Here is a 24,985-nt window from a genome sequence, read left to right as displayed (position 1 = left end):
CCGGCGAGCCGACGGGTTTGATTATCGCGGCCCCGTACACGACGGACGTGAGTGGTCCACGACACGACCGGCTGCGCCAGCACCCGACGCCCGGCCCGTACAACTCCTTATTCCCGTGGCCGGACGGTAAACACCCGCTCCGGGTGATGGTCAACTACGTCGTCATCCTCGTCTGTCGCATCTCGCCGAGCCTTCGGCTCAAGAACTGGCTGCTGTCCCGGCTGGGCGTCACCGTCGGCGACGGCGTCGCGTGGGGCCTGGAATCGACGCCCGACGTGTTCTGGCCCGAACTCATCACTGTCGAGGACCACGCCATCATCGGCTACGACGCGACGCTGCTGTGTCACGAGTTCCTGCAGGACGAGTACCGAACCGGCGAGGTCGTCGTCGGTGAGCGGGCGATGGTCGGTGCGGGCGCGGTTGTCCTTCCCGGCGTCGAAATCGGTCCGGGCGCACAGGTCGCGGCGAACTCGCTCGTGGCTGACGACGTGCCGCCGGAAACGACCGTCGCCGGTGTTCCGGCCGAGCCGCTGGGCTCGGACGACACAGCGACCGAAGAACCGTAACACAGCGCTTAGCTCCGGATACGGACGATACCCGTATTGAACACCCGCTTGTTCGGGATTATGTACTCCTCACCGTCGCTTTCGATACGCGTGACGAGAATGTCCACCTCCTGAACGATGCCGCTCTGGTCGCCGATGACGATCTCGTCCCCGATGCTGTATGGCTCTGTCAACAGGAGGTAGAGACCGGCCGCACCGGCCTGCAGGATGTCTTTCAGCGCCAGCCCGCAGACGAACACGAGCCCGAACGCGTACGCCCCGAGGAGAATGAGCAGGGCGAGGGTCTCGACGCCCAGTTGACCGAGCGCGATGAGCACTGCCAGATAGAAGATACTGTACTTGACGACTTCTGGCAACACCGTCGCCTCGGGCATCTTGACGCTGCGCAGTCGCTCGGAGACGATGAGCTTGGCTTTATCGCCCGCAATGAGACCGATGATGACGGCGAACAGGGCGATAAACAGATCGGGCAGGAACGACGTGAAACGGGCCCAGTACAGTTCCGGGTCGGTCAGTTGTGCGATGTTGAGGACGGCAGTGACCGTCGTGATGTAGATGAACAGCGCCGCCAGATTCGAGACGATGCCGACCGTCGATGTCCCGAGCCCTCTCGCCGTCCGCTCGAATGGGGTTCCCTCTACTGCCTCTGGGACGCCGAGTTCGCGCATAAACCGCCGGGAGGAGCGCCAGACGAGATAGCCGAGGACGATACCGACAGCCAGTACCACGAGCGAAAGGATGAACGTTCCCTGCGGTGAGAACACCTGCCGGATGATCGTCGCCCAGTCGAAGCCGAGCTGCATCCTCAGTACTCCTCGGGGTCGATTTCGAGGACTAGCTCCCCGCCTTTGAACGCCCGTACGAGCCCGTCGCTCTCAGAGAGAACGATAGCCGTCGCGGTGGTGTCACGGGTGATCGCGCCCGCCGCCATGTGCCGCGCACCGAGTCCTTTGGGGATGTCGACCCCCTCCGCGGAGGGTTCGAGATACCGATACGCGGAGACGATTTTGCCGGCGTCTGAAATGACGAACGCCCCGTCGAGCCGCGAGAACTCCTTGAGCATCACGTTGACGATGGGGTCGCCGACGTGGACGTGGGACTTCTCGAAAGGGTTGTACGACAGCGGCCGGGACTTGTTCATCACCTTACCGGCGTCGCCAACGACGAACAGTGCACCGACCGGCTTGCCTTTCTGCCCCTTCTTTCCGAGTTCGATAGCGACCTCGAAGACGTCGCGGACGACGCTTGCGTCTGCCCGCGAGTTGACGAACATGTCGTACACACCAGAGGGCGAGAAGTCGTTCGTCTGAACCCGGACGAGCGTGTTCTCGGCACCGTCCAGCACTTCGGTCACGCAGAGGACCTCGTCGCCCTCGTCGACGATGCCCTGCTCCAGTGCGCCTTCGATACCGAAGCGGAGGCGGCCTTCGAGGTCGGTGAAATCGATGGGTAGCTCGACGAACGGCTCCGCATCGAGGGTGTTCTCCGGGCCGACAACGACGATTTCTTCATCGACGTCTGCGAACTCCTCGAAGAACGACGCGTTCGGGGAAAACAGGAACACGGCGTCGACGTCTGCGACCAGGTCTCCGAGCAGGTCGCGCAACTCGTTCATTATCAGAACGATGCTGTCTGTCGAAAAAAAGGTTGCGGGCAGTCAGCCGCGCGTCCGACGGCAGGCCCGCCGTCAGATGTCCGTCGAGGGCACTGCCAGTAGACGGTCGAACGCACCGCTTTCTCCGTGGCAGTGGCAGTACGTGCCGACGGTGTTGTACTCTGTGAGACCGTCGTGTTCGCCGTCGATACCGTCGCCTCGAACCATTTCGAAGGCGAACGACGCGTCACTGTCGAGGGTCGCAGCTGAGTAGTGGAACTCGTGGCCGCGGCGGTGTGTCCCGGACCCAGCCACGACAGAGTCTGACTGCGCCGCTAGCTCTACGTGGTCGAGCGCCTGATACCGGTCTTGCATCTCGATGTCCGCGGGGAGGACTCCGGCCATCTCGTGGGTGTCGCCGCCGGTCGTCGTCAGCGACTCCGACAGCGCCATCAGGCCGCCGCACTCGCCGTAGATGGGGACACCGTCGGCGGCACGACTGGCTAGCTCGTCGAGTGTGCCGCTGGCTTCGAGCGATTCACCGTAGAGCTCCGGATAGCCGCCGGGCAGATATATCGCGTCGGCGTCGGGGACTGGGTCGCCGGCGACCGGCGAGAACGGCTCGACGGTCGCCTCGGCACGGAGCCGTTCGAGTACCGAGGGGTAGGTGAAACAGAACGCGCTGTCCCGTGCGACGGCGACCCGACGGTCGGCCAGTGAGCCGTCAGTAGTCGTCCTCGCCGTCTCGACTGCCGGCGGTGTCCGGGCCACGTCGACAAGCCGTTCGACATCGATAGTCTCCGCCGCTGTCGAGAGCGCGTCGCGGTCTAAGCCGGCCTCTGTGCCCATGTGCAGTCCGAGATGCCGGTCGGGAATCTCCAGGTCCGACATCGGCGGAATCCGGCCGAAGTAGGTGAGGTCCTCGGGGAGCGCGTCCCTGATACCGTCGGCATGCCGGCCGCCGTGGGCGCGCTGTGCGAGGATGCCGGCCACGTCGATGTCAGCGCCGATGCGGTCGGCGTACCGTGCGAACCCCAGCGCCGTTGCGGCGACGCTCTCCATCCCGGCTTTTGCATCCACGACCAGAACGACCGGGAGGTCAAGCCCCTCGGCAACGGCTGCCGTCGACGTCTTCGTCCCGTCGTAGAGCCCCATCACGCCCTCTACGATGCAGATATCCCCTGTGCCGCGCCAGTAGGTGCGACACATACCAGCCTCGCCAGCGAGCCAGGGGTCGAGCGTCCGCGAGGGCGTGTCCACGAGCGCCTCGTGGTGGCTCGGGTCGATGAAATCCGGGCCAGCCTTGGCCGGCTGGGGCTGATACCCGGCGTCTTCGAGCGCTGTCAGAGTCGCCAGCGTGGCAACGGTTTTGCCGACGCCGGAGCTTGTGCCGGCGAGGACGACCCCGTCCATCCTCACGTCCCCTCCTCGGCCGTCGCTGAGGGCGCGTCGCCGATCAGGTCGTCGTAGAGGGCCCCAAACCGGTCCCGTACCTCTGCCATCGGGATACCGGCGCGGTCGGCTAGCGCCAGCGCGCCGCCCATTCCGACCCCTTCCTTGGCCTCGCCGGCGACGAACCGCTCCATCGCGACGTGGTCGCTCTGGTCGAATCCGGGGTCCGTTACCGTCAGGTCGAGATCGAGCCGAGCAGCGGAGGCTCGCACGTCGGCACTCTCGTCGTCAGCTACGTAGCTCGTCGTCGCCAGTCCGAGCGGTCCCTCGTAGCCGCCGTGGCGGACCAGCGCAGCGACCGCGATGCACTGGCTGCCGCCGGCGAGTGTCACGGCGGTATCGCTCTCGACGGCTCCCGCGGTCAGACCAGCGAGCGTTGCCAGAACGGGGTCACCCATCCGGCGGACCGCCCGTTTCGGTTCGTTTGCGGCGTCACCCGGTGACAACGAACTGGCTTGGAGTCCCTCGGCGACCAGTTTCTCTTTCTGTTCTGTGGGATTCTCTGGAAGCGACGATGAGACCATCCCGTCCTCACCCAATGCCCGGAGGACGCCGAGGGCCGTCGTTGTCCCGCCGGGAATAGTCTCGCCAAGATACAACTCGTCGGCCGGGAGCGCCTGCCCGAGCTGTCGGGCGGCCGCGAACGCCCCGTGGGCCGTCGACACCGGGTCTTGCTCTGCGATGTCTTTTCCCGGACGTGCGCCGACAGCGACCGTTGGCGCTCCCGTTCGCTCCGCCAGTCCGCCGTCAATAACTGTGGTATCAAACCCCAGGACTTCTCGGACAGCCCGTGTCACCAGTGCCGGCGTCGGACAGCCGCTTGGACTGACTGGTGTCACGTCCGTCCGGACCGGACTGCCGTATGTCACCAACTCTGCATCCGCCGCGGGCGTTACTGACATGAGCTCGGGATCGGCTCCAGCGGCGCTGATACCCGCCCGACTTGCGGTTTCCGTGGTTCCTGCGACGAGTGCAAAGCGCGTTCCGACACCGGGTGAAGTCATTGTGATTGTATTACCACAAATAAACTTTAATACCTTGGTGACGGGGTGGCGCATGATTTATGACGCACGCCCGCGGTTGCCCGAACATGGACGACTTCGACGAACTCCGCTCGTCGTTGACGCCGCGCGAGGATAACGAGGCGATCGCTTCGTACCAGAACACGACGGCTGTAGCCTGTCCGTCCTGTGAAGAGCCGTTCGACGATATGGTCGTCTGCAAGCAGGAGTTCACGTCGCTCAATCTCGATTTCGAGATGGACCTCTGTACGACCATCAACGACGGGAACGTCGTGCTATTCACCCACAAGTAACTGGTCGAAACCGGGACACGTCGCTGTTGTTTCTCTCTTTGTTATCTACGGCGATGGCGTGGTGCCCGGTACTGACGGCCTGACGAAAAATCAGATCTGATAATCTCGGCGGTGATTTTTTATACATCTCCCCGCTTTGTTCCAGATAGGCACCGTACTGGTGCCGCACCACCCCCACCCCCCACCCCCACATTCCTTACCTTTCCACTTCCTGTGAGCCGCTAGCTCCCACGCCAACAGTTCGTAGCTCCCAGCCGCCCCTCCGGTGTGTGCAGTAATTCTGGCCAGCCCAACTATCAGGGCTGAGCTGCCGGTGTGGCACATCGAAGCCGTTCGCATCCGCTCACGATGAATGACGGAAAATGGAAGGGGCGGGAGTCGAACCACGCGGAGCCCTTTGCGGGGTAACCACCAACCGATTCTGGCATGTTGGCTGGTAGCGCTCTACCACTGAGCCACCCTTCCAAGCTACCCAATATACGTTCCTGACAACCAAGTAAGTGATGATTCCGGGTGTTTCCGCGCGCAACGCTCCCGGCAGTCGAGTGATGTTTAGCCGGGCGTTTGCTGGACCATTGTGGTACCGTCTATCGTCGGAGCGGTATCTGTCCCTTGCCTATTCCTATCGGATCCACAACAGCTTATTTCATGCTGGCCGACGACAGTATTGGACGTGAGCTACACGAAAGTCAACTACACCGACGTGGAACCGGTCGCAGATGCGATGCACTTCCTCCGGGACCCGCTGGACTGTGAGCAGGTTGGCGTCACTGTGCTGGACTGTGAGGCTGGCTGGACCGGCAAACCGCACGACCACGCCGACGAAGGTCACGAAGAGGTGTACGTCCTCGTCGAGGGAACAGCGACTGTCGAGGTTGACGGCGACGAGGTGTCCCTCGAAGCCGGCGACGCAATCAGGCTTCCGCCGGAGGCGGAGCGAGCGATCCACAACGGCGATACTGAGAGCACGTTTATCCTCGTCGGCGCGCCCTGAAACTCGCACAAACAGATAACCCAGGCGGTGGGCAGGTCGTCAGTACGACCGGACCTTCGGTTCGTAGGTCTCTTCGTCGCCTTCGAGGATAACGGGCTTGTAGTACAGTTCCGGCTGGCCCTCGTTCCAGGCCAGCATGGTGTGTTTTATCCACTCGTCGTCCTTGCGCTCCTGGTGTTCGGCGCGCCAGTGTGCGCCGCGGAACTCCTCGCGGGCAAGTGCGCCGAGCGTGATGGCCTCGGCCACGTCGAGGATGTTGCGCGTCTCGATGGTGTGGATGAGGTCCGTGTTGTAGGTCCGGGAGGGGTCCTCGACAGCGACGTTCTCGTACTCCTTGCGGGCTTCCCGAAGGTCCCGCAGGGCCTTCTCCAGGCCCTCCTCTGTCCGGAACACGTTGACGTTCTCGGTCATCGTCTCCTGGACATCCGCGCGAACTTCAGCGTGGTTGATGCCGTCGGACTCGATGAGGGTTTCGACGCGCTGGCGTTCCTGCTCGACGGTGCTTTCGAGTACCGCCGTCGGTTCGACAGCGGCCCCGTCTGCGGCAACGTCGCCGCTACTGGCGTCGATTGCGCCGGGTTCGACCGGTGGCTCCACGTCGCCAGGCTCGCTTTTGGCGGAGGGACCAGTCTCGATCTCGGCGGTTTTCATGTCCTTGCCGGCGGCGTGGTGGCCGGCGCGAGCGCCGAACACGAGTAGTTCCGGCAGGGCGTTGCCCCCGAGTCGGTTCGCGCCGTGTAGCGACACGCAGGCGGTCTCACCGGCCGCGTAGAGGCCGTCGATGCACGTCTCGCCGTTCTCGTCGGTCTCGACGCCGCCCATGGCGTAGTGCTGGCCGGGCTTGACCGGCATCGGCTCCTCAAGGCCGTCGACGCCCTCGAAGTCCTCCGCGAGGTGGAGGATGTTCTCAAGACGGTCGAGAATGCGCTCCTCGCCGAGGTGGCGCATGTCGAGGTCGACGTACTCGTCCTCGACGCCGCGGCCCTCGTTGACTTCCGTCAGTTCGGCCCGGGCGACCACGTCGCGGGAGGCCAGTTCCCCCTCGTTGTTGGCGTAGCCGTGCTCGAACATGAACCGCTCCTCGTCGTCGTTGTAGAGGATGCCGCCCTCGCCGCGGACCCCTTCGGAGATGAGCACGCCTGTCGACGGGAGCGTGGTCGGGTGGAACTGGATCATCTCCATGTCCTCCATCGGGACGCCGGCGCGGTAGGCCATCGCACAGCCGTCCCCGGTGTTGGCGACGGCGTTCGTGGTGTGGTCGAAGGCCTGCCCCAGACCGCCGGTCGCCAGGATGACGCCGTTGTTCGCCCGGAAGCCCTGAATCTCCCCGGACTTGATGTCGTAGGCGACACAGCCGTGACAGACGCGGTCCTCGGGGTCGTCGTGGTCAGTGACCGCAAGCTGGGTCACGTACCACTCGTCGTACACTTCGATGCCGCGCTTGACCGCCTGCTCGTACATCGTGTGCAGGAGGTGGTGACCGGTTTCGGCACCCGCGTAGGTCGTCCGCGGGTAGGAGAGACCGCCGAAGGGTCGCTGGGAGACGCGCCCGTCGTCCTCACGCGAGAAGGGCATTCCCCAGTGTTCGAGCTGGATGACCTCTTCCGGGGCGTCCTTGGCGAAGGTGTCGATAGCAGGGGCATCGCCGAGGTAGTCGGACCCCTTCATCGTGTCGTACGCGTGGAGGTCCCAGGAGTCCCCTTCCTGCAGCGCGGCGTTGATTCCCCCCTCCGCGGCACCTGTGTGGCTCCGAACCGGATGGAGCTTGGTCACGAGGGCAACGTCTGCACCCTCTTCGTCCGCTGCAATAGCCGCCCTGAGGCCAGCGCCACCCGCGCCGACCACGATGACATCGTGTTCGTACATTGTGAGAGTGTCTCTTGGCGTGGTTTCGGCTTAGGATTAGCCAAACTTAAGCCTCCCTGTTGCGTTACCGAGCGTGACGCTTCTAGTGAGCTGTATCCCATTTCTGACACCGGCACGTACTGTCAGTAAAAGTGAATTTTTGACCTATTCGATGGAATTATATCACACGCTGTGAATACTTAGGAACCAACTACTGATACTAGAGCAACCGGATAGTCTCAGTACGGCCCCGGCCCGTTTCAACGCTGATGCCAGACCAGTACCTCACGTCAACTGATGATTTCGAAGCGGTGTTAGCAGAAGCACCATCAGTTCTGACAGTTACCGACACCGAACTGGTGATACGGTTCGTGAGTCCGGCTATCGAACGTATATTAGGGTATGATATGGAGTCGCTCGTCGGCACGAACTGGCTGGATCTCGTCCACCCAGAAGATACAGACCGCGTCCGCGCCACACTCGTGGGCGAACGAGAGGACGACGGGACCGAGTACCGGTTCCGAAACGCCGACGGCGACTGGCTCTGGCTCGAAACCATCGTCTCAACGGCCACTGAGACGGACCGCGATTGCCGAGTATTCACCTCCCGCGATGTCAGCGACCGGCCGCGCTTTGAGGCCCAGTTTCACCAGTTCGTCACACACACCTCCGACGTACTCACTGTGTTCGACGAGCAGGGCAGCGTCGAGTACATCAGCCCGTCTGTGGAACGCGTCCTCGGCTACGAGCAAGAGGAAATGCAAGACTCGGACCTCTTCGAGTACGTACACCCGGACGACCTCTCGACCGCGCTCACCGAGTTCGGCCGGATGATAGACGACCCGGGGTACGTCGCTGTCATCGAACACCGATATCGCCACGCCGATGGTGACTGGATCTGGGCGGAATCCCGTGGCCAGCAGGTCGCGAGCGGCCCGCTGGAAGACCACGTTGTCGTTACGACCCGCGATATCTCCGAACGGAAACAGCGCGAACAGGAACTCAAACGACAGAACCAGCGCCTTGAGCGTTTCTCGGACGCTATCAGTCACGACCTCCGGAACCCGCTGGATGTCCTCGACGGCTCGCTCGAACTCGCGCGTGAGACCGGCGAAGAAGCACACTTCGAGCGAGCCGAGCGGAGCATTGACCGAATGTACACGCTCATCGACGACTTGCTCGTACTCGCCAAACAGGGCGTCGACCCGACGGAGATCGAAACAGTCGACCTCGACGCCCTTTCTCAGCGGGCCTGGTCGATGGTCGACACCCAGAACGCGACGCTTGAAACTGTTGCTGACGACAGCATCAAGGCCGACGAAGGCGCGATGCTGGAATTACTTGAGAACCTCTTTCGGAACGCTATCGAACACGGTGGCGACGACGTGACCGTCACCGTCGGAACAGAGCCGTGGGGATTCTACGTCACGGACGACGGCGCGGGCTTTCAGGACGGCACCGCGGACCTGTTCGAACCCGGCTACTCGACGGCCGATGAGGGAACCGGGTTCGGGCTCTGCATCGTCGAACAAATCGTCGACGCACACAACTGGGAGGTCATCGCCACCGACAGCGAAAGCGGCGGTGCGCGCTTCGAGTTTATCTGTTCCGATAGCTGAACTGAGCTCTGCGCTCGTGCCTGTGATCCCCTCCAAAACCCATCTCACACAGTTCAGTGCGTGGATCTAGATCACGACCGCTGTGGCTATTCGGCTCGGGCCACCGTCGCTGTCGGACTCCGAACGCGAACCGGAAAACTAGCCAGTCGAACCGCGTTACCAGAACTTGAGGTTGTTCTTGACCGCTTCCCGCTTCAGTTCCTGGATGTGCTCTGTCAGCGGGATGTCCTTCGGACACACTTCGGTACAGGAGAACTGGGTCTGGCAGCGCCAGACGCCGTGTTCCTGTTCGATGATACGCAGGCGCTCCTGCTTGCGGTTCTCGCCTTCGCGTTCGTCCATCGCGAACCGGTAGGCCTTGTTGATGGCGGCGGGGCCGAGGTACTCGTTGTCGCCGGCGGCGATGTTACACGAGGACATGCACGCGCCACACCAGATACACCGCGTGGACATCTTGACCTTTTCGCGGTTCTCCCGGGTCTGGCGTTGCTCTTCGAGTTCGTCCTCAGGGAGCTCGTCGGCGTCGAAGTACGGCTCGACGGCCTCCATCTGGTCGTAGAAGTGCTCCATGTCGACGACGAGGTCCTTCACGACCTCCTGATGGGGCAGTGGCTCGATACGGATGGGGTCCTCGAGCTCGGATATCTGCGTCTTGCAGCCGAGTCGCTGTCTCCCGTTGACAAACAGCGCATCGGATCCACAGACGGCCTGCCGGCAGGAGTGTCGGAAGGTCAGCGATGAGTCGTAGTGGTCCCGTGCGTAGATGAGGGCATCGAGGATAGTCATCCCCTTGTGGAACGGGACGCGGAAGTCGTCGAACCGTGGTTCCTGCTTCCCCTCGACTTCGGGGTCATAGCGGAACACCTTCAGCGTGATCGTGTCTTCGTCGTCGAGCGTCTCCTCTTCGACTTCTCGCTGGGCCTGCTCCTGTGCCTGTCGTTCGTCTCGCTGTGCGCGCCGACGGTCACCCGGGGATTCGACCTCGGGCTCTGTCTCCTCGTCGGCCTCCGTTTCGGTCTCCTGTTGTTCGATTTGCGTGCTCATAGTTCAGACGAGGGTCGTCATGGCCAGCGACACGCGGGTCCCCTGCACGACGAGCAGGAGGCCGGCGATGCCGAGCATATATTTGACTGCGTTTTTCTGGGAACCGGTGAGTCCCTGGTTGACCAGCGCGTTGTACACGCCGTTGACGCCGTGGAACGTCGCGGTCACGAGGAACAGCCACATCGTCGCGAAGTAGCTGACCTGACTCATTCGGGCCTGCGTGCCCAGGAACGTGATATCTGCGGCGTGGTTCACGAAGTGCAACAGCATGAAGTGGAACGCGAGCACGCCGATCAGGAACACCGCTGTCAGGCGCTGGAACAGCCAGCGACGGCCGCCGCGGTCAAAGGAGGAGTAGTGCTGTGCCATTAGAGTAGTTTCCCCCCGAGGAACGTCGGCACGCTTGCGACGACGATGGCGCCCGTCAGCACGAGCGAGGCGTAGAAGCTCTTGTCCTGCGACTCCAGCCCAACGCCGAGGTCAACCATCAGCAGTCGAATCCCGTTGAGGATGTGGAATACGGCGACGGCTAGGAGCCCGACTTCGAGGAACCGGACGATCAGCAGCGATTCGAGGCCGCTGAGCGTGCTGGTGTAGAGGTCGGTGCCTGCCTGTGCGCTCGCCGGATCGACGCCGACCGAAGTGCTCAGCACCGCGATGTGGGTGAACAGGTAGCCCACGAGAACCCAGCCGGTGAACTTGTGGAAGATCCAGGCCCACATCCCGGCCGTGAACTCCCGCCACCGTCCGAAGTCCTCGACGGTGCCGCGATTGTAAGACTGACTCATACACTGGGGGGTTAGTCCGGGGACAGATAGTAGTTTCTACAACGGACGCGTATCGCCGGAATCCTGCCCGAAGACGTTCGTCAATTGACTACTCCGCAGTTACCAATCGTCGTCGTCCGTCCGACGGTTCCACTCGATTGCGCGCTGTGTCCGGTCATCAAGTCTGACAAGGTGACAGAGGGGGTTCCCGGGATACACCAGTGGATTCTCGAGGATGCCGACCAGCAGGCCGGTAAACGGCGCACGCATCAGCGTGTTCTCCGTCTTGAACGGGTTCGCGATCGTACAGATCACGTCGTCTTCATACACCAGGTCGCCGCGGTCGTAGTGCATGTCCACTAAACCGCCCGAGTCCGCCCGTATCCAGGTTTTCTCGCCACTGTCGTCGATGACTGTCCGCCAGCCCGGCCACCGGACCGTATCGGAGTCACGGAGGCCAAACTCCGCGAGCACCGACCGGACGCTCTCCAGTGCCGAGTCGATAAGCGGTCGCTGGAACCGGTGGGCTTCGCCCATCTCTATCGTGATCGTTGGGACGCCCGAATCGCTCAGTTCCCGCCGGAGCGACCCTGACGGGCCGTCAGAGGAGATGATGACGTTCGACGCGAAGGCGTTCGCGACCCGCGCGACTGACGGGTCGTCCATGTCTGCCCGGACATGGAGCATGTTAGTTCGCCCGCGTGTTGACGTGTGGAAATCGAGGCCCACGTCACAGGGGGCCAGGAAGTTCCGGAAAATCTTGTGTGCCATCCGCTTGGCGCTCGTCGAGTCGGGGTCACCGGGGAACGAGCGGTTCAGGTCTCTGTCGTAGATGGGCAGGTATCGCTCCTGTGCCAGAAACGCAGGGACGTTCAGCACCGGGAGACAGATTAGCGTCCCCGCCAGCCCCTCGTGGTCCCACTCGTGGGCCACTTCCCGGACGACCTCGATGCCGTTGAGTTCGTCGCCGTGTGCCGCTGCGGTGAGAAACACTGTCGGACCGGGCCGTTCCCCGTTGACGATGGTAACCGGCATTCGGACGGCATCCCCCAGATACGTCTCGCTGACCGTATAGCGAATGTTGCGGGTCTCCCCCGGCGACACAATTCCCCCGTCGTAGGTGAACGGCTCGGCCTTGCCCATGCACTCACAACACGAGGCGGCTGATAAAACCCCTCCGGCGAGGCAGGTCCGGACTGGCCGTGCCGCATGCCGCATCCGTACACCTATACTGGGGCCGGCAGAAGGCGACAACATGAGCGACCAAGACCTCACAGTGGGTGTTCTCAGTCTCCACTCAAGCAAAGAATCGAAGGCGATTCTGAACGCGGTCGACGAGATGGGCTACGGAACGGAGTGGCTTCGCGCGGAAAACACTGCGGTCAGCGTTGCTGACGGCGAGATGACACTCAACCCAAGTGTCGACGTCGTTGCGAACCGACTGCTGCTGTCAAGCAGCGAACACCCTGCCGAAGGGATCGGACTGGGGATGACCATCAGCCGGCTCGCGCCGATGTTGAACGAGCCAATGGCGGCGACGACGGCCCTACACAAGTTTGCGAGCGCTGCCGCATTGGCTGACGCCGGCGTCCCGGTCCCGGACGCGTTGCTCGCGCTGTCGAGCGATATGTTAAACGAGGAGCGGGACCGCTTCGGTGACCGCGCGGTGTACAAGACGGCCATCGGCACTCACGGCGGCGGAACGTGGATGGTCGACATCGAAAACCAGGTCAACGCACAGGTCGGGGGCCGCTACGCGTTCTTACAGGAGTACATGGAACACGACGAGAAACGCCACCACGACCTCCGCGTGTACGTCGTCGGCGACCAGATCGTCGGCGCGATGAACCGCTACGCGCCCGAGGGCGAGTGGCGGACCAACGTCGCGCTGGGCGGCGACGTTGAGGACATGACCGGCAAGCTCCCCGAGCGGGTCAGGGAGATAGCCCTCGACTCGGTGGAGGCAATCGGGCTGGACTACGCCGGCGTCGACATCGTCCAGAGCGACGACGGGTACTACGTGCTCGAAGTCAACCCCACCGCCGGGTTCCGCGGACTGTTCAAGGCAAGTGGTGTCAGCCCCGCTCCCTATATCGCCCAGCTCGCCATCGAGCGCGCTGGCGGGAGTGTCGACGACGAAACTGTCGAACGGCTCTCGGACCGACTCGACGACTCCAAGCCCGCGTGTACGCCGAAAAAGCCACAGCCGCAGGCGCAGGAGAACGTCGTCGTGGGCTACATCGAGGAGGTCGTCGTCACCGGGACCCAGGGGACCAAGTCCGTCCTCGCGAAGTCCGACACGGGTGCGACCAGAACTAGTATCGACGCCAAACTCGCCGCGGAAATCGGAACGGGACCGATTCTCGACATCGTGAAAATCAAGTCCGGGAGCCTCAAGTCCGGTCGGTCGCGCCCGGTCGTCGACCTTGTCGTCGGTGTTGGCGGGACCCAGCACACCGTCACCGCAAGCGTCGAAGACCGCGGGCACATGGACTACCCGTTGTTGCTGGGACGGGACATCCTCAAGCACTATCAGGTCGACGTGACCCGCCGTGCCGACGACGAGTCAGACGTGGAGACCGAAGAAGAGGAACAGAGCGAGGAGTAACCGTTCGCACCAGATTCCGAACCGGCTCAGTCCTCGCGCACTTCGGCGACGCTCTCGGCGATATCCTCGCTGGCCCGCCACAGATACAGGCTCGCGTAGCTCCGATACGGCGACCACCGCTCGGCGTACTCGCGCATCTCTGCGCGGCTGTACCCCTCTCCGACGACGGCTTCGAACCCCTTGCGGATGCCGAGGTCGCCGACCGGAAACACGTCTTCGCGGCCGAACGCGAACAGGAGTTGCATATTTGCGGTCCAGTCGCCGACACCCGTAATCGCTGTCAGGGCCTCGCGGATCTCCTCGTCACTGGCGTCCGCGAACGTCTCCAGCGAGTAGCCATGGTCCAGAAACGTGTCGGCGACCTCGTTGACGTAACGAGTCTTCTGCCGCGAGAGACCAGCATCCCGGAGCACCTCGTCATCTGCCTCTCTGATGCCCGCCGGCGTCACGGTGACGGCGTCGAACAGCCGCTCTCGCGTTGCGGCGGCCGACGCCATCGACACTTGCTGGCGGAGAATCGAGACGACGAGCCGCTCGAAGAGGTCCGATGCGGGGTCGAGCGTGAGTTCGCCGTGTGTCTCGACCAGCGGCCCGATGTCGGGGTCCGCACGTAACGCCTCGTGTGGCGAGTCACTCATGCTGCTGTGGTACTAGCTCGACCGAAAAGAACGTGTCTGTCCCTGTTAGCCGTCGGCGATGATAGGGTCTGGATTCGGTGAAGTGACACCGTCCGCACCGACTGGTTCCGCCGGGTTGCCGACGACTGTCGTCTCCGGCGCCACGTCGTCAACGACGACAGCGCCAGCGCCGACGGAGGCGTTTTCTCCGACGGTAATCGGTCCCATTATCGAGGCGTCAGCACCGACGGTCGCGCCGTCTTCGACTGTCGGGTGGCGCTTCTCCCGTCGCATGGACGTGCCGCCGAGCGTCACGCCGTGGTACAGGAGCACGTCGTCGCCGATCTCGGCCGTCTCACCGATGACGATACCCATCCCGTGGTCGATGAATACGCGGTCGCCGACCTCCGCGGCGGGATGAATCTCGACGCCTGTCAGGAACCGCGTGATGTGGGAGACGAGTCTGGCGAGCAGCGTCCAGTCGTTGGTCCAGAGCCAGTGCGCGACCCGGTAGGCCCAGATCGCGTGCAGGCCGGGATAGGTGAGCGCGACCTCTATGGCACTGGTCGCCGCCGGGTCCTTTGCGAGTGCTGTACGGATATCCGCTTTCAGTCGGTCGAACATTAGTGTAGTGTGGGGGGAGCGTATCGTCTGCACACGAGACAGTCGGTCGTGGTCCGAGTCACCGGGGACAACAACGGCGGCGGGGGGAGCAACCACTGATTACGGTCCGGAGCGGGCGAGTAGCACGGCGTGGGACTCGGTCGCCCATAGTTGGCTACTCTACGTTACTCGGCGGCTTAAAAAGCAGCGGTTGGACTGCTGTCGTTCCTCACTCAACGAGCGCACCCTCGGGAGACGGGTGTCTCACGTCGACAACCGGGGACTGCTCAGGTCATGCCCTTTCCGAGCAGTTCCCGGGCGATGATGTTCTTCTGGATCTCGGTCGTTCCCTCGTAGATCTGGGTAATCTTTGCGTCGCGGTAGAACCGCTCGACGTCGAAGTCGTTGACGTAGCCAGCGCCACCGTGGATCTGGACGGCCTCGTCGGCCGTCTCGACGGCGACGCGGGAGGCCTTTTCTTTGGCCATCGACGCCAACTCGGTGAGCCGGTCGGCGTCGTTGTCGACGCTCCAGGCGGATTTATGCGTGAGCTGCCGTGCCGCCTCGATTTCGGTGAACATCTCGGCAAGCTTGTGCTGGATGGCCTGAAACTCCGAGATGGACTGGCCGAACTGCTCACGGTCCTGTGCGTACTCCAGGGCACGCTCGGCGGCCCCGCGGGCGATACCGACACCCTGTGCGGCCACGCCGGTCCGGGTCTCGTCGAAGAACTGCATTATCTGGAGGAAGCCGGCCCCGCGCGTACCGACAAGATTGTCCTCGGGGACGCGCACGTCGTTGAGGATGAGCTCTGCCGTGTCCGACGCGCGAATGCCGAGCTTCCCCGTAATCTTCTCTGCCTCGAACCCGTCGCGGTCGGACTCGACGAGAATCTGTGAGAAGCCGTTGTACCGCCCCTCTGCGTCGGGGTCGGTCTCACAGAGCACGACGAAGTAGTCACCGACCGAGCCATTGGTAATCCACATCTTGTTGCCGTTGATGACCCACTCGTCGCCCTCCTTGCGCGCCTGTGTCGACACCGACGACACATCTGAACCGGTGTCGGGTTCGGAGATGGCCGCGCCCATGATGGCGTCGCCGGTCGCCACCGGCTCCAAGTACTCCTCTTTCTGGGCCTCCGAGCCAAATCCAATGAGTGCGTCCGCGCCGAAGGCGGCCGACTGGATGCTCAGACCGATGCCGGGATCGGCCGCGAACAGCTCCTCGGCGATGATGGCGTTCGTCAGCGTATCGTAGCCTGCGCCGCCGTACTCCATCGGGATGTTCGCACCTGTCAGCCCCATCTCAGCGGCCTTCTCGACGATCTCTCGGGGGAACTTCTCTTCCGTGTCGTACTCGGTCGCGACGGGCTTGATTTCGTTTTCCGCGAACCGGGCAATCTCGTCTTTTATCTGTCGCTGCTCTTTCGTTAGTTGGAAGTCCATATGTGGTGTGTTGACGTGAAATGCATTAATGGTTTGTAATCCGAAATAAACTCGAAAGTGGTTTTCTAATGAGAGAAACGTTGAAGCCTCGGCCGGCAGTGGAACGATATGTCATGGATTTCGAGGATATTGACACTATCGCCGTGCTCGGTGCCGGGAATATGGGCCATGGAATCACCGAAGTGGCCGCACTCGCAGGCTACGACGTGCGGATGCGAGACATCAAAGACGAGTTTGTCGAGGACGGCTACGACAACATCGAATGGTCGCTGAACAAGCTGGCCGAGCGGGACCAGCTCACGCAGGACGAGGCTGACGCGGCGCTGGACCGCGTGACGCCGCTTGTCGATGTAGAGGAAGCAGTCAGCGACGTCGACGTGGTCATCGAGGCCGTGCCGGAGAAGATGGAGATCAAGAAAGACGTGTACACAGAGGTCGAAGAACACGCCCCCGAAGACGCCATCTTCGCCACGAACACGTCCAGCCTCTCCATCACGGAACTGTCGGAAGTCACCGAACGGCCCGAGCAGTTCTGCGGGATGCACTTCTTCAACCCGCCGGTGCGAATGCAACTGGTCGAAGTAATCTCCGGTGCACACTCCGGCGACGACACGCTGGACGCTATCGAGGCGCTTGCGGAGGACTTCGGTAAAACACCGGTCCGCGTCCGCAAGGACTCGCCGGGGTTCATCGTCAACCGCATCCTCGTCCCGCTGATGAACGAGGCCGCGTGGCTCGTCCACAGCGATGAGGCGACCATCGCCGAGGTCGACTCGACGACGAAGTTCGACATGGGCCTGCCGATGGGGTCGTTCGAACTCTCCGATCAGGTGGGGAACGATGTCGGCCTCCACGTCCTCGAATATATGCACGAAGTGCTGGGCGAGCCCTACGCCCCGTGTCCGCTACTCGAACAGAAAGTCGAGAACGAGGAACTCGGGAAGAAGACCGGGAAAGGCTTCTACGACTACGAGAACGGCGGCGTCGACATTCCGACGGATGCCGGCCGCGAAGATGTCGAGCACCGCCTCGTCGCTGTGATGGCAAACGAAGTCGGGAAGCTCGTCGAGAATGACGTGGCCCCCGTCGCGGACATCGACCAGGCCGTCCAGCTCGGCGGTGGCTTCCCGGACGGTCCCGCGAAGATTGCTGACAAGGCCGGCCTGGAGACGCTCGTCGACACGCTTGAGGAAACCCACGAGGAGACCGGCGCGGAGCGCTACGCGGTCTCTGACGGCCTCCGAGAGGCCGCAGAGGACGGTGGCTTCTACGGCAGCGAAGACGAGGGCGACGCCGAGTTCGATAATGTCACCGTCGAATACCCCGGTGACATGGTCGGTCACATCGAACTCGACCGCCCACACCGGATGAACACTGTCAGCCCGGAACTGATGGACGACCTCGCCGACGCCGTCGACCTGCTCGAAGAAGACGACGAGGTGCGTGCTATCCTGCTGACCGGGGCCGGCGACAAGGCGTTCTCCGCGGGGGCCGACGTCCAGGCGATGGCCTCGAACGCGACGCCGCTGGACGCTATCGAACTCTCCCGCAAGGGCCAGCAAACCTTCGGGAAGCTTGAGGAATGCTCGATGCCGGTCGTCGCCGGGATCGACGGCTACGCGCTGGGCGGCGGGATGGAACTGGCGACCTGTGCCGACCTCCGCGTGGCCTCGGAGCGCTCCGAACTGGGCCAGCCCGAACACAACCTCGGCCTCCTGCCGGGGTGGGGCGGCACACAGCGCCTCGCCCGCATCGTCGGCGAAGGCCGCGCCAAGGAGATTATCTTCACGGGCGACCGCTACGACGCCGACGAGATGGCCGAATACGGCTTCATCAACGAGGTCGTCGACAACGACGCCCTCCACGAGCACGCGCTCGAACTGGCGAAGGACATGGCCGCCGGCCCGCCGGTCGCACAGAAACTCACCAAGCGCGCGATGCTCGCCGGCCGCGACGACATCGACGCCGGCCTCGAAGTCGAATCACAGGCTTTCGGTCATCTCATCGGCACCGACGACGTGATGGAGGGCATCAACGCGTTCATGGGCGACGGAGAACCGGACTTCGAAGGGAAGTAAGCTGCTGGGACCGGCAGCGCCGTCGCCGCCCTACCCGGCGTCGGTCACTCCGCTGCTGACCTCGGGTCGTCGAGTGGAATGGCGTCGTTGGACTGTGCCATGCCGGTCGTCATCAGCAGGCGGATGGCTGCCCGAACGCTGAGGTCGGACTCGTAGGTCTGGCTTTCGGGAACCATCACGAGCATCCCCTGGGTCGGGTTAGGGCTTCCGGGAATGAACAGGTTCGATGCGCGTTCATCGGCTGCCTCGGAGACATCTGCGGGGCTTGTCCCTGTTTTCAGCCCAAGCTGGTAGACACCCTCCCGAGGGTATTCCACGTACACGACGGACTCGAAGTCCGACTGCCGATTGACCACGGAGGTGGTCATCTGCCGAATACTGCCGTAGATGGTCCGAACAACAGGGACGAACGTGACCAGTTGGCCCGTCTTCCCGAAGAGCTGTTGGCCGATACTTCGCTGGGCGAGATAGCCCAGAACGGTAACGAGCGCGACGAGAACCGAGAGCGTCAGCAACTGGGCAAGCAAGACGTTGTTCGCCGTCAGCGCCGCCAGCCGCGTCCCGCGGATGAGCGGGTCGAGGAACCCCCCGACCCAGCCCAGGATGATGCGGACGATAGCGATGGTTGCCACAAGCGGACCAACGAGAACGAGCCCGGCCAAGAAGTTGCTCTTGACGAACGAACTGACCGACATATCGTGGGACAGTCGGTCTGACCGATAAAGTGTGACGACAGTTGTCACCCAATCTGGATGTCTCTGGGAATGGTACGCATCCTCAGGTAGCGTCTATTTCGATGGGGTTAAATTGGTCCACCCGGAACGAATGAGTACGCTCGGTTGGTGTAGTCCGGCCAATCATCTTGGCCTTTCGAGCCGAGGACCAGGGTTCAAATCCCTGACCGAGCACATTACTGTCGTAAGCAAATCAGTGAGCGACTGCTGTGCCCGCTACTCGACGCGTCAATATTCTGACCGGCCGGTACGTAGCCGCGAATTCAACCTCCGAGCTTCGCAGTGTCGCCGCTCTGTGTATTAATATCTGACAATTATATGGATAAAAGAACACATATTTATATATGTATATGAAGCCAGTAGTATATGAAACGGCGAACATACGTAAGTACGATCGGAAGCAGCATCGCTGCACTCAGCCTTGCAGGATGTAGTGGGAGCGACGGGGGAGACGGAGACGGAACCAGTGAGTCGACACCAACGCCGGAACCAACGTATGAAGTAGATCAAGAGGCACCGGCACGGCTGAAACTGCTCTCCGTGAGTGGGCCAAAAGAGGTCGCGTTCGGTGACACGGTCAAGGGTGACGTGACTGCCGTCAACGTCGGTGGTGAGCCGATCTCCGGGGATGCAACCATTGAGTTCGTCCACTCAGAATCAGCTGACACTGAGCCACAGACAGTCACCGTCAACGCTGACGGACTGGCGTCCGGCGAAGAAGTCTCGCATAGCTATCGTGTCGACGCCGAGTACGCCGGTGCTTGGGCGTTTGAACCGTCGTCGGACTTCTACGCCGTCGACGATACGGTCACGTCAACCGTGTCGGTCCTCCCGAAGCGGGGGAGTACTGGGGAAACCATCGAACTTGCGAGCGGCGTTCAGGCCACAGTGTCTGATATGTCCTACGAACAGATGATCGCCTACGAACTGCCCTCTGGCGAACGGGCTTTGGGAGATAACACCGTCCATGCCATTCGCGAAACGGTCTCAGATAATATCCTCCTGATTCTGAGCGTGACGTTCGAGAACGGAACTGGCGAGGCGAAGACGGTGTCGAAAGACGACTTTGTCGTTCCTGAGTCGAGCTTCGTGAGCGAGTCGGCCGCAGGCCGTGACGGAACGAACGCAGCCGGGGAGAACATCAATCCAGGGCAGACCTACAGCGGCCATCTGATTTACGCTGTCCCGAAGGCCAAGATTGACGACCTCGCGTTCGGCATAAATCTCGCAGAAGGGAGTGCAGTCGCTGATGTCGAAATCCCGCTTCAGTCACCCGGTGGCTTCCCCGAATTCGAACTGGCGAACATCGATGTTCCGCCGGAGGACGTCACGGGCGATGAAGCGATAGTCGAAATGGAGGTCGAGAACGTGGGCGACAGCGCAGGGATGTTCAAGTCCATCTTCGAGTTCAAGACGCCCGATGAACCAGGAATACTTGCCGGCTATTCCGCAGATACGTGGTACATTGACTCTGATGGCCCCTACACGCAGCGGATTCCCGCTGGGGAAACCAGAACTATCGAACTGGTGACGGAACCGGACGCGGACAGGCGGTGGGACTACCGGACGACGCCATTCGGAGCAGAGTGGACGTTCGAGGCCGTGGAATAGGTGTAGATAGGGCTTTCTCCACGACCGAATCAGCGTGACTTCTCGATAATCCGCCTCCCGAACGAGTCAACAGCGGTAGGTATTTTTCGGGGCCGGGCGACGGGCAGACCATGCAAGCAGTTGTACTCGCGGCGGGGCAGGGGACGCGTATGCGGCCATTGACAGACCACACACCGAAGCCGATGCTCCCGGTCGCGGACCGGCCGCTGGTGGCACACACCGCCGACACCGCGATCCGGGCGGGGGCCGATGAACTCATCTTCGTCGTCGGCTACGAGGCTGAGGCGGTCCGCTCGTACTTCGGCGACGAGTACAGCGGCGTCCCGGTCAGCTTTGCCGTTCAGGAGGAGCAACTGGGGACCGCCGACGCAGTGGCCGCCGCGAAGGCCCACCTCGACGGCCCCTTTGCAGTTCTCAACGGCGACAACCTCTACGACGCCGAGAGCCTGAACGCCCTCTTTGACGCCGCACCGTCGGTCGCCGCGTACCGCGTCGACGATCCGACGAGCTACGGCGTGCTGTCGGCCGATGGTGACACTGTCACCGGCATTGTCGAGAAGCCCGACGACCCACCGACGGACCTGGCGAACGCCGGAGCGTACGTCTTCCCGGCGCAAGCGCGGGACTGGCTGGACGTGCCGCTCAGCGACCGCGGGGAGCGCGAAATCACAGATGTCCTTGCGAGAGTCATTGAGGAGTCGACGGTCACTGCCGTCGAAGTCGACCGCTGGCTGGACGTGGGCCGGCCCTGGGAGCTACTGGAGGCCAACGAGTGGAAACTGGGGCAACTGGACCGGCGACTCGACGGAGAGGTGCGTGGCGATGCTGACCTGCGCGGCGAAGTCGTCGTCGAGACCGGCGCGGTCATCGAACCCGGCGTCGTCATCGAGGGACCGGCGCTGGTCCGCTCGGGCGCACACGTCGGTCCGAACGCATACGTCCGTGGGGCGACCCTTCTGGGGGAGGATACCCACGTCGGCCACGGCGTCGAGCTCAAGAACACCGTTCTGATGGCGGACTCGAACGTTCCCCACGTCTCCTATGTGGGTGACAGCGTCATCGGTCGCGAGGTCAACTTCGGCGCGGGAACGCAGGTGGCGAACCTCCGCCACGACGGCGACCCGGTCCAGATGACGGTGAAGGGCGACCGCGTCTCGACGGGCCGACGGAAGTTCGGTGTCGTCGCGGGCGACGGTGCGAAGACGGCCATCAACACCAGTCTGAACGCCGGTGTCGTCCTTTCGTCGGGCGCGACGACGACCCCCGGAGAGTCCGTTACCCGGGACCGATAGCGGGCATCTTCTATCGAGCGTCTGTCTGCGGTAACTACGTGTCGCTAGCCTTCTGTTACCAGTTCGACATTCGTGTATGTTCGTGATGTTCAGTGTAAGTATGTGAGATTAAGTGGCGTGAAAGACACTCTCAAATAAGATGGTCGACCCGACATCAGATCACCACGAAGATATCGACGAGGACGAGGCACCGGAGTGTGCTACCTGCGGTGACGCTATCGCCAACGAAGTGACTCACCGCGTCATCACATGGATAGAGGACGGCGGCGTCGAAACCGCCCACTTTTGCAACGAGGACTGCCGGCTAGAGTGGCAATAAGGCGTCTGCTCTAGCTGTCTTCTGGGCAGTGACCACCAATCGATGAGTTCGCTCGCGCGATAGGTCTGTGGACTTCCCTCGCCAACAACACCTTACTCAGTTCCTTTCAGCCGCTCTGCGTATCGATGTGGTGGACAGCGTCTGGCGAGAGGAGTCGCCCCGTTGGTAGTTCGACCCAGCCGTTTGCGAGGACGCGAACCGCTCCCTCGTGCAGGACTGTCTCTTGCTCGATATCGGCGTACACGATCGCGCTCTTGTGCTCTTTGACGAACTGCTCCACGGCTTCACCCCAGGCTGGTTCCGTCGAGATGACCATAGGTCAATTATGCTGTGGCCGCGATAAAATCTTGGTGCGACACCTTGCCCCCCACTCGTCGCCTCATCGTCTAAAACCGTTGACGGAATCAACTCCGACAAACCAATTGAGTGTTAACACCCTGCACATATTTGGGATGGCCTAGTGAACACTGCGGTATGACATGACCGCAGGCAATCACTCTGACTGGCGTCAGGCCGAGGAAGCGTATACTGACGAAGTCATCGGCGACGACACGCTGGGCGAAATGTTTGCCGCAAGCGCGGCCCGGAACGCTGACACGACCGCCCAACTGTACAAGGGTGGCGTCTACGACCGGGCACTGACTGACGACGTGATACCGGCGGCTCCCGACGGCGACTACGCCGAACTCAGCTACGAGCGGATGCATCACCTGGTCAAACACTTGGCTGCAGGGTTCCGCGACCTCGGTGTCGGCCCGGACACCCGCGTCGGTATCCTGGCAAACACGCGGATGGAGTGGGCGCTGAGCGACTTTGCCGTTCTCTCTGCGGGCGGGGTGGTGACGACAGTGTATACGGATTCCTCACCGAACCAGGTCCAGTATCTGCTGTCGGACCCGGAGGCGAGCGCTGTCGTCGTGGAGAACGCTGCGATGCTGGACCGCGTTCTTGCTGTCGAGGACGCTCTCTCGCTCTCGTTCATCGTCGTCATGGACGATATCGATGTGGACCGCGAAGACGTGTACACACTCGATACAGTGTACAAGCGCGGCGAGGAGACGTTCAGCGAGTCGGCGTACCAGTCCTGGCTTGACGAGCGCGACCCCGACGACCTTGCGAGCCTCATCTACACCTCCGGAACGACAGGCCAACCGAAAGGGGTCCGGCTCACTCACCGCAACTTCCGGTCGAACGTCAACCAGACGCGCAGGCGAATCGGGCCACGACCGGACAAGTCGTCGGACCTGCCGACCGTTACCGCCGAGACGCGTTCGATAGCGTTCCTCCCGCTGGCACACGTATTCGAGCGCCTCGCGGGTCATTTCTTCATGTACGCCTCCGGCGCGGCTGTGAGCTACGCCGAAAGCCCGGATACGCTGGCCGACGACCTCCAGACCGTCCAACCGATGACCGGATTGAGTGTCCCCAGAGTCTACGAGCGTATTTTCGACAACATGCGAACGCAGGCCAGCGAGTCCCCGCTCAAAAAGCGGATTTTCGACTGGGCGATGGACGTAGCCCGCGACTACGCCCGAACCGACGACCCTGGACCGATACTCACAGCGAAACACTCGCTCGCAGACCGCCTCGTCTACAGCACCGTCAAAGAACGGCTTGGCGGGAACATCGAGTTCATGGTCAGCGGCGGCGGCAGTCTTTCGAAAACGCTCTGTGAGACGTTCCTCGGCATGGGGCTGACGATTCTCGAAGGATACGGGCTTACGGAAACGTCGCCGGTTTTGACGGTGAATCCGCCAGAAGATATCCGTCCCGGAACGCTGGGAGCCCCGCTACCTGCTGTCGACATTCACATCGACACCGGTGTCGTCGACGCCAGCGAATTCGATGACGTCACTGGCGACGTGGGCGAACTGCTCGTCGACGGCCCGAACGTCACGCAGGGGTACTGGAACGCGCCCGATGCGACGACGCGGGCCTTCACGGAGATCGACGGCACCCAGTGGTTCCGAACCGGCGACATCGTCGAGCGGACCGACGACGACTTCCTCATTTACCACGACCGCCTCAAGGAACTGCTCGTCCTCTCGACCGGAAAGAACGTCGCGCCACAGCCCATCGAAGACCAGTTCGCGACGAGCGACCGAGTCGACCAGGTCATGGTCGTCGGCGACGACCAGAAGTTCGTCGGCGCGATAATCGTTCCGAACTTCGAGGAACTCCGCCGGTGGGCCGACAGCGAGGGCGTCGACCTTCCCGCCGATCCCGAAGCACTGGTCGATGACGAACGCGTCCACGCGTGGGTCCAGACCGCCGTCGACGCGGTCAACGAGGAACTCGAACGCGTCGAGCGTATCAAGTCCTTTGCGCTTGTCTCCCGGGAGTGGACCGCGGAGAACGACTTGCTTACGCCGTCCATGAAAAAGAAGCGCCGCAATATCCGCAGCGCGTACCGTGAAAAACTCGCCGAGATATACGGCGAGCAGCAGGTCGAAGCGGCCTGACCGGGATCACCTGCACTCCG

At 62.4% G+C, this 24,985-nt stretch carries 24 protein-coding genes and 2 tRNA genes; 11 read left to right on the top strand and 15 right to left on the bottom strand.

Annotation, left to right across the window (positions count from 1 at the left end):
* The first annotated feature begins 17 nt into the window (after positions 1–17).
* Positions 18–566 (top strand): DapH/DapD/GlmU-related protein, encoded by a 549-nt coding sequence (locus tag DVK00_RS16335; RefSeq protein ID WP_198560242.1) that lies wholly within the window; start codon positions 18–20, stop codon positions 564–566.
* 8 nt (positions 567–574) lie between these two features.
* Here DVK00_RS16335 and DVK00_RS16330 read toward each other — a convergent pair whose 3' ends face one another.
* The 4 genes from DVK00_RS16330 to DVK00_RS16315 all read right to left on the bottom strand — a co-directional run bounded on the left by DVK00_RS16330 (position 575) and on the right by DVK00_RS16315 (position 4,616).
* Positions 575–1,369: a mechanosensitive ion channel domain-containing protein gene (locus DVK00_RS16330; protein WP_101350210.1), complete on the bottom strand. Its 795-nt coding sequence runs from the start codon at positions 1,367–1,369 to the stop codon at positions 575–577.
* A gap of 2 nt (positions 1,370–1,371) precedes the next feature.
* On the bottom strand, positions 1,372–2,181 hold the full coding sequence (gene dacZ / locus DVK00_RS16325; RefSeq protein WP_053969176.1) for a diadenylate cyclase DacZ: 810 nt from the start codon (positions 2,179–2,181) through the stop codon (positions 1,372–1,374).
* 72 nt (positions 2,182–2,253) lie between these two features.
* Positions 2,254–3,573, bottom strand: coding sequence for a cobyrinic acid a,c-diamide synthase (locus DVK00_RS16320; RefSeq protein WP_121578030.1), 1,320 nt, complete (start codon positions 3,571–3,573; stop codon positions 2,254–2,256).
* A gap of 2 nt (positions 3,574–3,575) precedes the next feature.
* The gene (locus tag DVK00_RS16315; RefSeq protein ID WP_121537420.1) at positions 3,576–4,616 is read right to left on the bottom strand and encodes a nicotinate-nucleotide--dimethylbenzimidazole phosphoribosyltransferase; all 1,041 of its coding nucleotides are present in this window, start codon (positions 4,614–4,616) and stop codon (positions 3,576–3,578) included.
* Positions 4,617–4,702: 86 nt separating this feature from the next.
* Between DVK00_RS16315 and DVK00_RS16310 the strand changes: the two genes are divergently transcribed.
* On the top strand, positions 4,703–4,927 hold the full coding sequence (locus tag DVK00_RS16310) for a hypothetical protein (RefSeq protein ID WP_014040518.1): 225 nt from the start codon (positions 4,703–4,705) through the stop codon (positions 4,925–4,927).
* Between the two features lie 363 nt (positions 4,928–5,290).
* Here the strand turns inward: DVK00_RS16310 and DVK00_RS16305 are convergent.
* A tRNA-OTHER gene (locus DVK00_RS16305) sits at positions 5,291–5,392 on the bottom strand.
* A 208-nt stretch (positions 5,393–5,600) separates the two neighbouring features.
* Here DVK00_RS16305 and DVK00_RS16300 point away from each other — a divergent pair.
* Entirely contained in the window at positions 5,601–5,921 is a 321-nt protein-coding gene (locus DVK00_RS16300) for a cupin domain-containing protein (protein ID WP_198560170.1), read from the top strand.
* 39 nt (positions 5,922–5,960) lie between these two features.
* On the opposite strand, the gene DVK00_RS16295 is transcribed toward DVK00_RS16300, so the two are convergent.
* The gene (locus DVK00_RS16295) at positions 5,961–7,787 is read right to left on the bottom strand and encodes an FAD-binding protein (RefSeq protein ID WP_101350206.1); all 1,827 of its coding nucleotides are present in this window, start codon (positions 7,785–7,787) and stop codon (positions 5,961–5,963) included.
* Between the two features lie 248 nt (positions 7,788–8,035).
* Between DVK00_RS16295 and DVK00_RS16290 the strand changes: the two genes are divergently transcribed.
* Positions 8,036–9,385, top strand: coding sequence for a PAS domain-containing sensor histidine kinase (locus DVK00_RS16290; protein WP_101350205.1), 1,350 nt, complete (start codon positions 8,036–8,038; stop codon positions 9,383–9,385).
* Between the two features lie 156 nt (positions 9,386–9,541).
* Here the strand turns inward: DVK00_RS16290 and DVK00_RS16285 are convergent, their stop codons facing one another.
* The 4 genes from DVK00_RS16285 to DVK00_RS16270 form a co-directional block, all read right to left on the bottom strand.
* Complete coding sequence (locus tag DVK00_RS16285; RefSeq protein WP_101350204.1) at positions 9,542–10,429, bottom strand: succinate dehydrogenase/fumarate reductase iron-sulfur subunit; 888 nt, start codon at positions 10,427–10,429, stop codon at positions 9,542–9,544.
* A gap of 3 nt (positions 10,430–10,432) precedes the next feature.
* Positions 10,433–10,798 (bottom strand): succinate dehydrogenase hydrophobic membrane anchor subunit, encoded by a 366-nt coding sequence (locus DVK00_RS16280; RefSeq protein WP_053969170.1) that lies wholly within the window; start codon positions 10,796–10,798, stop codon positions 10,433–10,435.
* Complete coding sequence (gene sdhC / locus DVK00_RS16275; protein ID WP_053969169.1) at positions 10,798–11,217, bottom strand: succinate dehydrogenase, cytochrome b556 subunit; 420 nt, start codon at positions 11,215–11,217, stop codon at positions 10,798–10,800. The genes DVK00_RS16280 and sdhC overlap by 1 nt, the downstream gene beginning before the upstream one ends.
* A gap of 99 nt (positions 11,218–11,316) precedes the next feature.
* Positions 11,317–12,339 carry a succinylglutamate desuccinylase/aspartoacylase family protein gene (locus tag DVK00_RS16270; protein ID WP_101350203.1) on the bottom strand — a complete coding sequence of 341 codons (1,023 nt, stop codon included), beginning with the start codon at positions 12,337–12,339 and terminating at the stop codon, positions 11,317–11,319.
* 112 nt (positions 12,340–12,451) lie between these two features.
* Between DVK00_RS16270 and DVK00_RS16265 the strand changes: the two genes are divergently transcribed.
* On the top strand, positions 12,452–13,804 hold the full coding sequence (locus DVK00_RS16265; RefSeq protein ID WP_101350202.1) for a RimK family alpha-L-glutamate ligase: 1,353 nt from the start codon (positions 12,452–12,454) through the stop codon (positions 13,802–13,804).
* Between the two features lie 26 nt (positions 13,805–13,830).
* Here the strand turns inward: DVK00_RS16265 and DVK00_RS16260 are convergent, their stop codons facing one another.
* The 3 genes from DVK00_RS16260 to DVK00_RS16250 all read right to left on the bottom strand — a co-directional run bounded on the left by DVK00_RS16260 (position 13,831) and on the right by DVK00_RS16250 (position 16,469).
* Positions 13,831–14,442 (bottom strand): DNA-3-methyladenine glycosylase, encoded by a 612-nt coding sequence (locus DVK00_RS16260; protein WP_121578029.1) that lies wholly within the window; start codon positions 14,440–14,442, stop codon positions 13,831–13,833.
* A 45-nt stretch (positions 14,443–14,487) separates the two neighbouring features.
* Positions 14,488–15,045 (bottom strand): serine O-acetyltransferase, encoded by a 558-nt coding sequence (cysE, locus tag DVK00_RS16255; protein ID WP_101350200.1) that lies wholly within the window; start codon positions 15,043–15,045, stop codon positions 14,488–14,490.
* Between the two features lie 266 nt (positions 15,046–15,311).
* Entirely contained in the window at positions 15,312–16,469 is a 1,158-nt protein-coding gene (locus tag DVK00_RS16250; protein ID WP_101350199.1) for an acyl-CoA dehydrogenase family protein, read from the bottom strand.
* A 113-nt stretch (positions 16,470–16,582) separates the two neighbouring features.
* Here DVK00_RS16250 and DVK00_RS16245 point away from each other — a divergent pair, with 113 nt between their 5' ends.
* On the top strand, positions 16,583–18,547 hold the full coding sequence (locus DVK00_RS16245; RefSeq protein WP_121578028.1) for a 3-hydroxyacyl-CoA dehydrogenase/enoyl-CoA hydratase family protein: 1,965 nt from the start codon (positions 16,583–16,585) through the stop codon (positions 18,545–18,547).
* A 44-nt stretch (positions 18,548–18,591) separates the two neighbouring features.
* On the opposite strand, the gene DVK00_RS16240 is transcribed toward DVK00_RS16245, so the two are convergent.
* Positions 18,592–19,242 (bottom strand): DUF502 domain-containing protein, encoded by a 651-nt coding sequence (locus DVK00_RS16240; protein WP_121578027.1) that lies wholly within the window; start codon positions 19,240–19,242, stop codon positions 18,592–18,594.
* A 138-nt stretch (positions 19,243–19,380) separates the two neighbouring features.
* On the opposite strand from DVK00_RS16240, the gene DVK00_RS16235 reads away from it, so the two are divergent.
* From DVK00_RS16235 to DVK00_RS16220, 4 genes are all read left to right on the top strand, one after another.
* Positions 19,381–19,455 (top strand) — tRNA-Glu (locus DVK00_RS16235).
* 192 nt (positions 19,456–19,647) lie between these two features.
* A complete protein-coding gene (locus DVK00_RS16230) occupies positions 19,648–20,892 on the top strand; it encodes a DUF4352 domain-containing protein (protein ID WP_121578026.1) in 1,245 nt (414 codons plus the stop codon).
* 110 nt (positions 20,893–21,002) lie between these two features.
* Positions 21,003–22,184, top strand: coding sequence for a bifunctional sugar-1-phosphate nucleotidylyltransferase/acetyltransferase (glmU, locus tag DVK00_RS16225; RefSeq protein ID WP_121578025.1), 1,182 nt, complete (start codon positions 21,003–21,005; stop codon positions 22,182–22,184).
* Between the two features lie 139 nt (positions 22,185–22,323).
* Positions 22,324–22,503, top strand: a complete 180-nt coding sequence (locus DVK00_RS16220; protein ID WP_101350194.1) for a hypothetical protein — start codon at positions 22,324–22,326, stop codon at positions 22,501–22,503.
* 106 nt (positions 22,504–22,609) lie between these two features.
* Here DVK00_RS16220 and DVK00_RS16215 read toward each other — a convergent pair whose 3' ends face one another.
* Positions 22,610–22,819 carry a hypothetical protein gene (locus DVK00_RS16215; RefSeq protein WP_064288162.1) on the bottom strand — a complete coding sequence of 70 codons (210 nt, stop codon included), beginning with the start codon at positions 22,817–22,819 and terminating at the stop codon, positions 22,610–22,612.
* A 163-nt stretch (positions 22,820–22,982) separates the two neighbouring features.
* On the opposite strand from DVK00_RS16215, the gene DVK00_RS16210 reads away from it, so the two are divergent.
* Positions 22,983–24,965, top strand: a complete 1,983-nt coding sequence (locus tag DVK00_RS16210) for a long-chain fatty acid--CoA ligase (protein WP_121537427.1) — start codon at positions 22,983–22,985, stop codon at positions 24,963–24,965.
* Positions 24,966–24,985 lie beyond the last annotated feature (20 nt).

The organism is Haloarcula sp. Atlit-47R, assembly GCF_003665985.1.
Classification (GTDB): domain Archaea; phylum Halobacteriota; class Halobacteria; order Halobacteriales; family Haloarculaceae; genus Haloarcula; species Haloarcula taiwanensis.
Note: the sequence above shows the minus strand (reverse complement) of the source record. Positions and strands in the feature narration are given on the sequence as shown.

Excerpts from the sequence above, each read along its gene's own strand:
- DVK00_RS16330 (WP_101350210.1), bottom strand. The coding sequence starts at position 1,369 with ATGCAGCTCGGCTTCGACTGGGCGACGATCATCCGGCAGGTGTTCTCA.
- dacZ (WP_053969176.1), bottom strand. The coding sequence starts at position 2,181 with ATGAACGAGTTGCGCGACCTGCTCGGAGACCTGGTCGCAGACGTCGAC.
- DVK00_RS16320 (WP_121578030.1), bottom strand. The coding sequence starts at position 3,573 with ATGGACGGGGTCGTCCTCGCCGGCACAAGCTCCGGCGTCGGCAAAACC.
- DVK00_RS16315 (WP_121537420.1), bottom strand. The coding sequence starts at position 4,616 with ATGACTTCACCCGGTGTCGGAACGCGCTTTGCACTCGTCGCAGGAACC.
- DVK00_RS16310 (WP_014040518.1), top strand. The coding sequence starts at position 4,703 with ATGGACGACTTCGACGAACTCCGCTCGTCGTTGACGCCGCGCGAGGAT.
- DVK00_RS16295 (WP_101350206.1), bottom strand. The coding sequence starts at position 7,787 with ATGTACGAACACGATGTCATCGTGGTCGGCGCGGGTGGCGCTGGCCTC.
- DVK00_RS16290 (WP_101350205.1), top strand. The coding sequence starts at position 8,036 with ATGCCAGACCAGTACCTCACGTCAACTGATGATTTCGAAGCGGTGTTA.
- DVK00_RS16285 (WP_101350204.1), bottom strand. The coding sequence starts at position 10,429 with ATGAGCACGCAAATCGAACAACAGGAGACCGAAACGGAGGCCGACGAG.
- DVK00_RS16280 (WP_053969170.1), bottom strand. The coding sequence starts at position 10,798 with ATGGCACAGCACTACTCCTCCTTTGACCGCGGCGGCCGTCGCTGGCTG.
- sdhC (WP_053969169.1), bottom strand. The coding sequence starts at position 11,217 with ATGAGTCAGTCTTACAATCGCGGCACCGTCGAGGACTTCGGACGGTGG.
- DVK00_RS16270 (WP_101350203.1), bottom strand. The coding sequence starts at position 12,339 with ATGGGCAAGGCCGAGCCGTTCACCTACGACGGGGGAATTGTGTCGCCG.
- DVK00_RS16265 (WP_101350202.1), top strand. The coding sequence starts at position 12,452 with ATGAGCGACCAAGACCTCACAGTGGGTGTTCTCAGTCTCCACTCAAGC.
- DVK00_RS16260 (WP_121578029.1), bottom strand. The coding sequence starts at position 14,442 with ATGAGTGACTCGCCACACGAGGCGTTACGTGCGGACCCCGACATCGGG.
- cysE (WP_101350200.1), bottom strand. The coding sequence starts at position 15,045 with ATGTTCGACCGACTGAAAGCGGATATCCGTACAGCACTCGCAAAGGAC.
- DVK00_RS16250 (WP_101350199.1), bottom strand. The coding sequence starts at position 16,469 with ATGGACTTCCAACTAACGAAAGAGCAGCGACAGATAAAAGACGAGATT.
- DVK00_RS16245 (WP_121578028.1), top strand. The coding sequence starts at position 16,583 with ATGGATTTCGAGGATATTGACACTATCGCCGTGCTCGGTGCCGGGAAT.
- DVK00_RS16240 (WP_121578027.1), bottom strand. The coding sequence starts at position 19,242 with ATGTCGGTCAGTTCGTTCGTCAAGAGCAACTTCTTGGCCGGGCTCGTT.
- DVK00_RS16230 (WP_121578026.1), top strand. The coding sequence starts at position 19,648 with ATGAAACGGCGAACATACGTAAGTACGATCGGAAGCAGCATCGCTGCA.
- glmU (WP_121578025.1), top strand. The coding sequence starts at position 21,003 with ATGCAAGCAGTTGTACTCGCGGCGGGGCAGGGGACGCGTATGCGGCCA.
- DVK00_RS16220 (WP_101350194.1), top strand. The coding sequence starts at position 22,324 with ATGGTCGACCCGACATCAGATCACCACGAAGATATCGACGAGGACGAG.
- DVK00_RS16215 (WP_064288162.1), bottom strand. The coding sequence starts at position 22,819 with ATGGTCATCTCGACGGAACCAGCCTGGGGTGAAGCCGTGGAGCAGTTC.
- DVK00_RS16210 (WP_121537427.1), top strand. The coding sequence starts at position 22,983 with ATGACCGCAGGCAATCACTCTGACTGGCGTCAGGCCGAGGAAGCGTAT.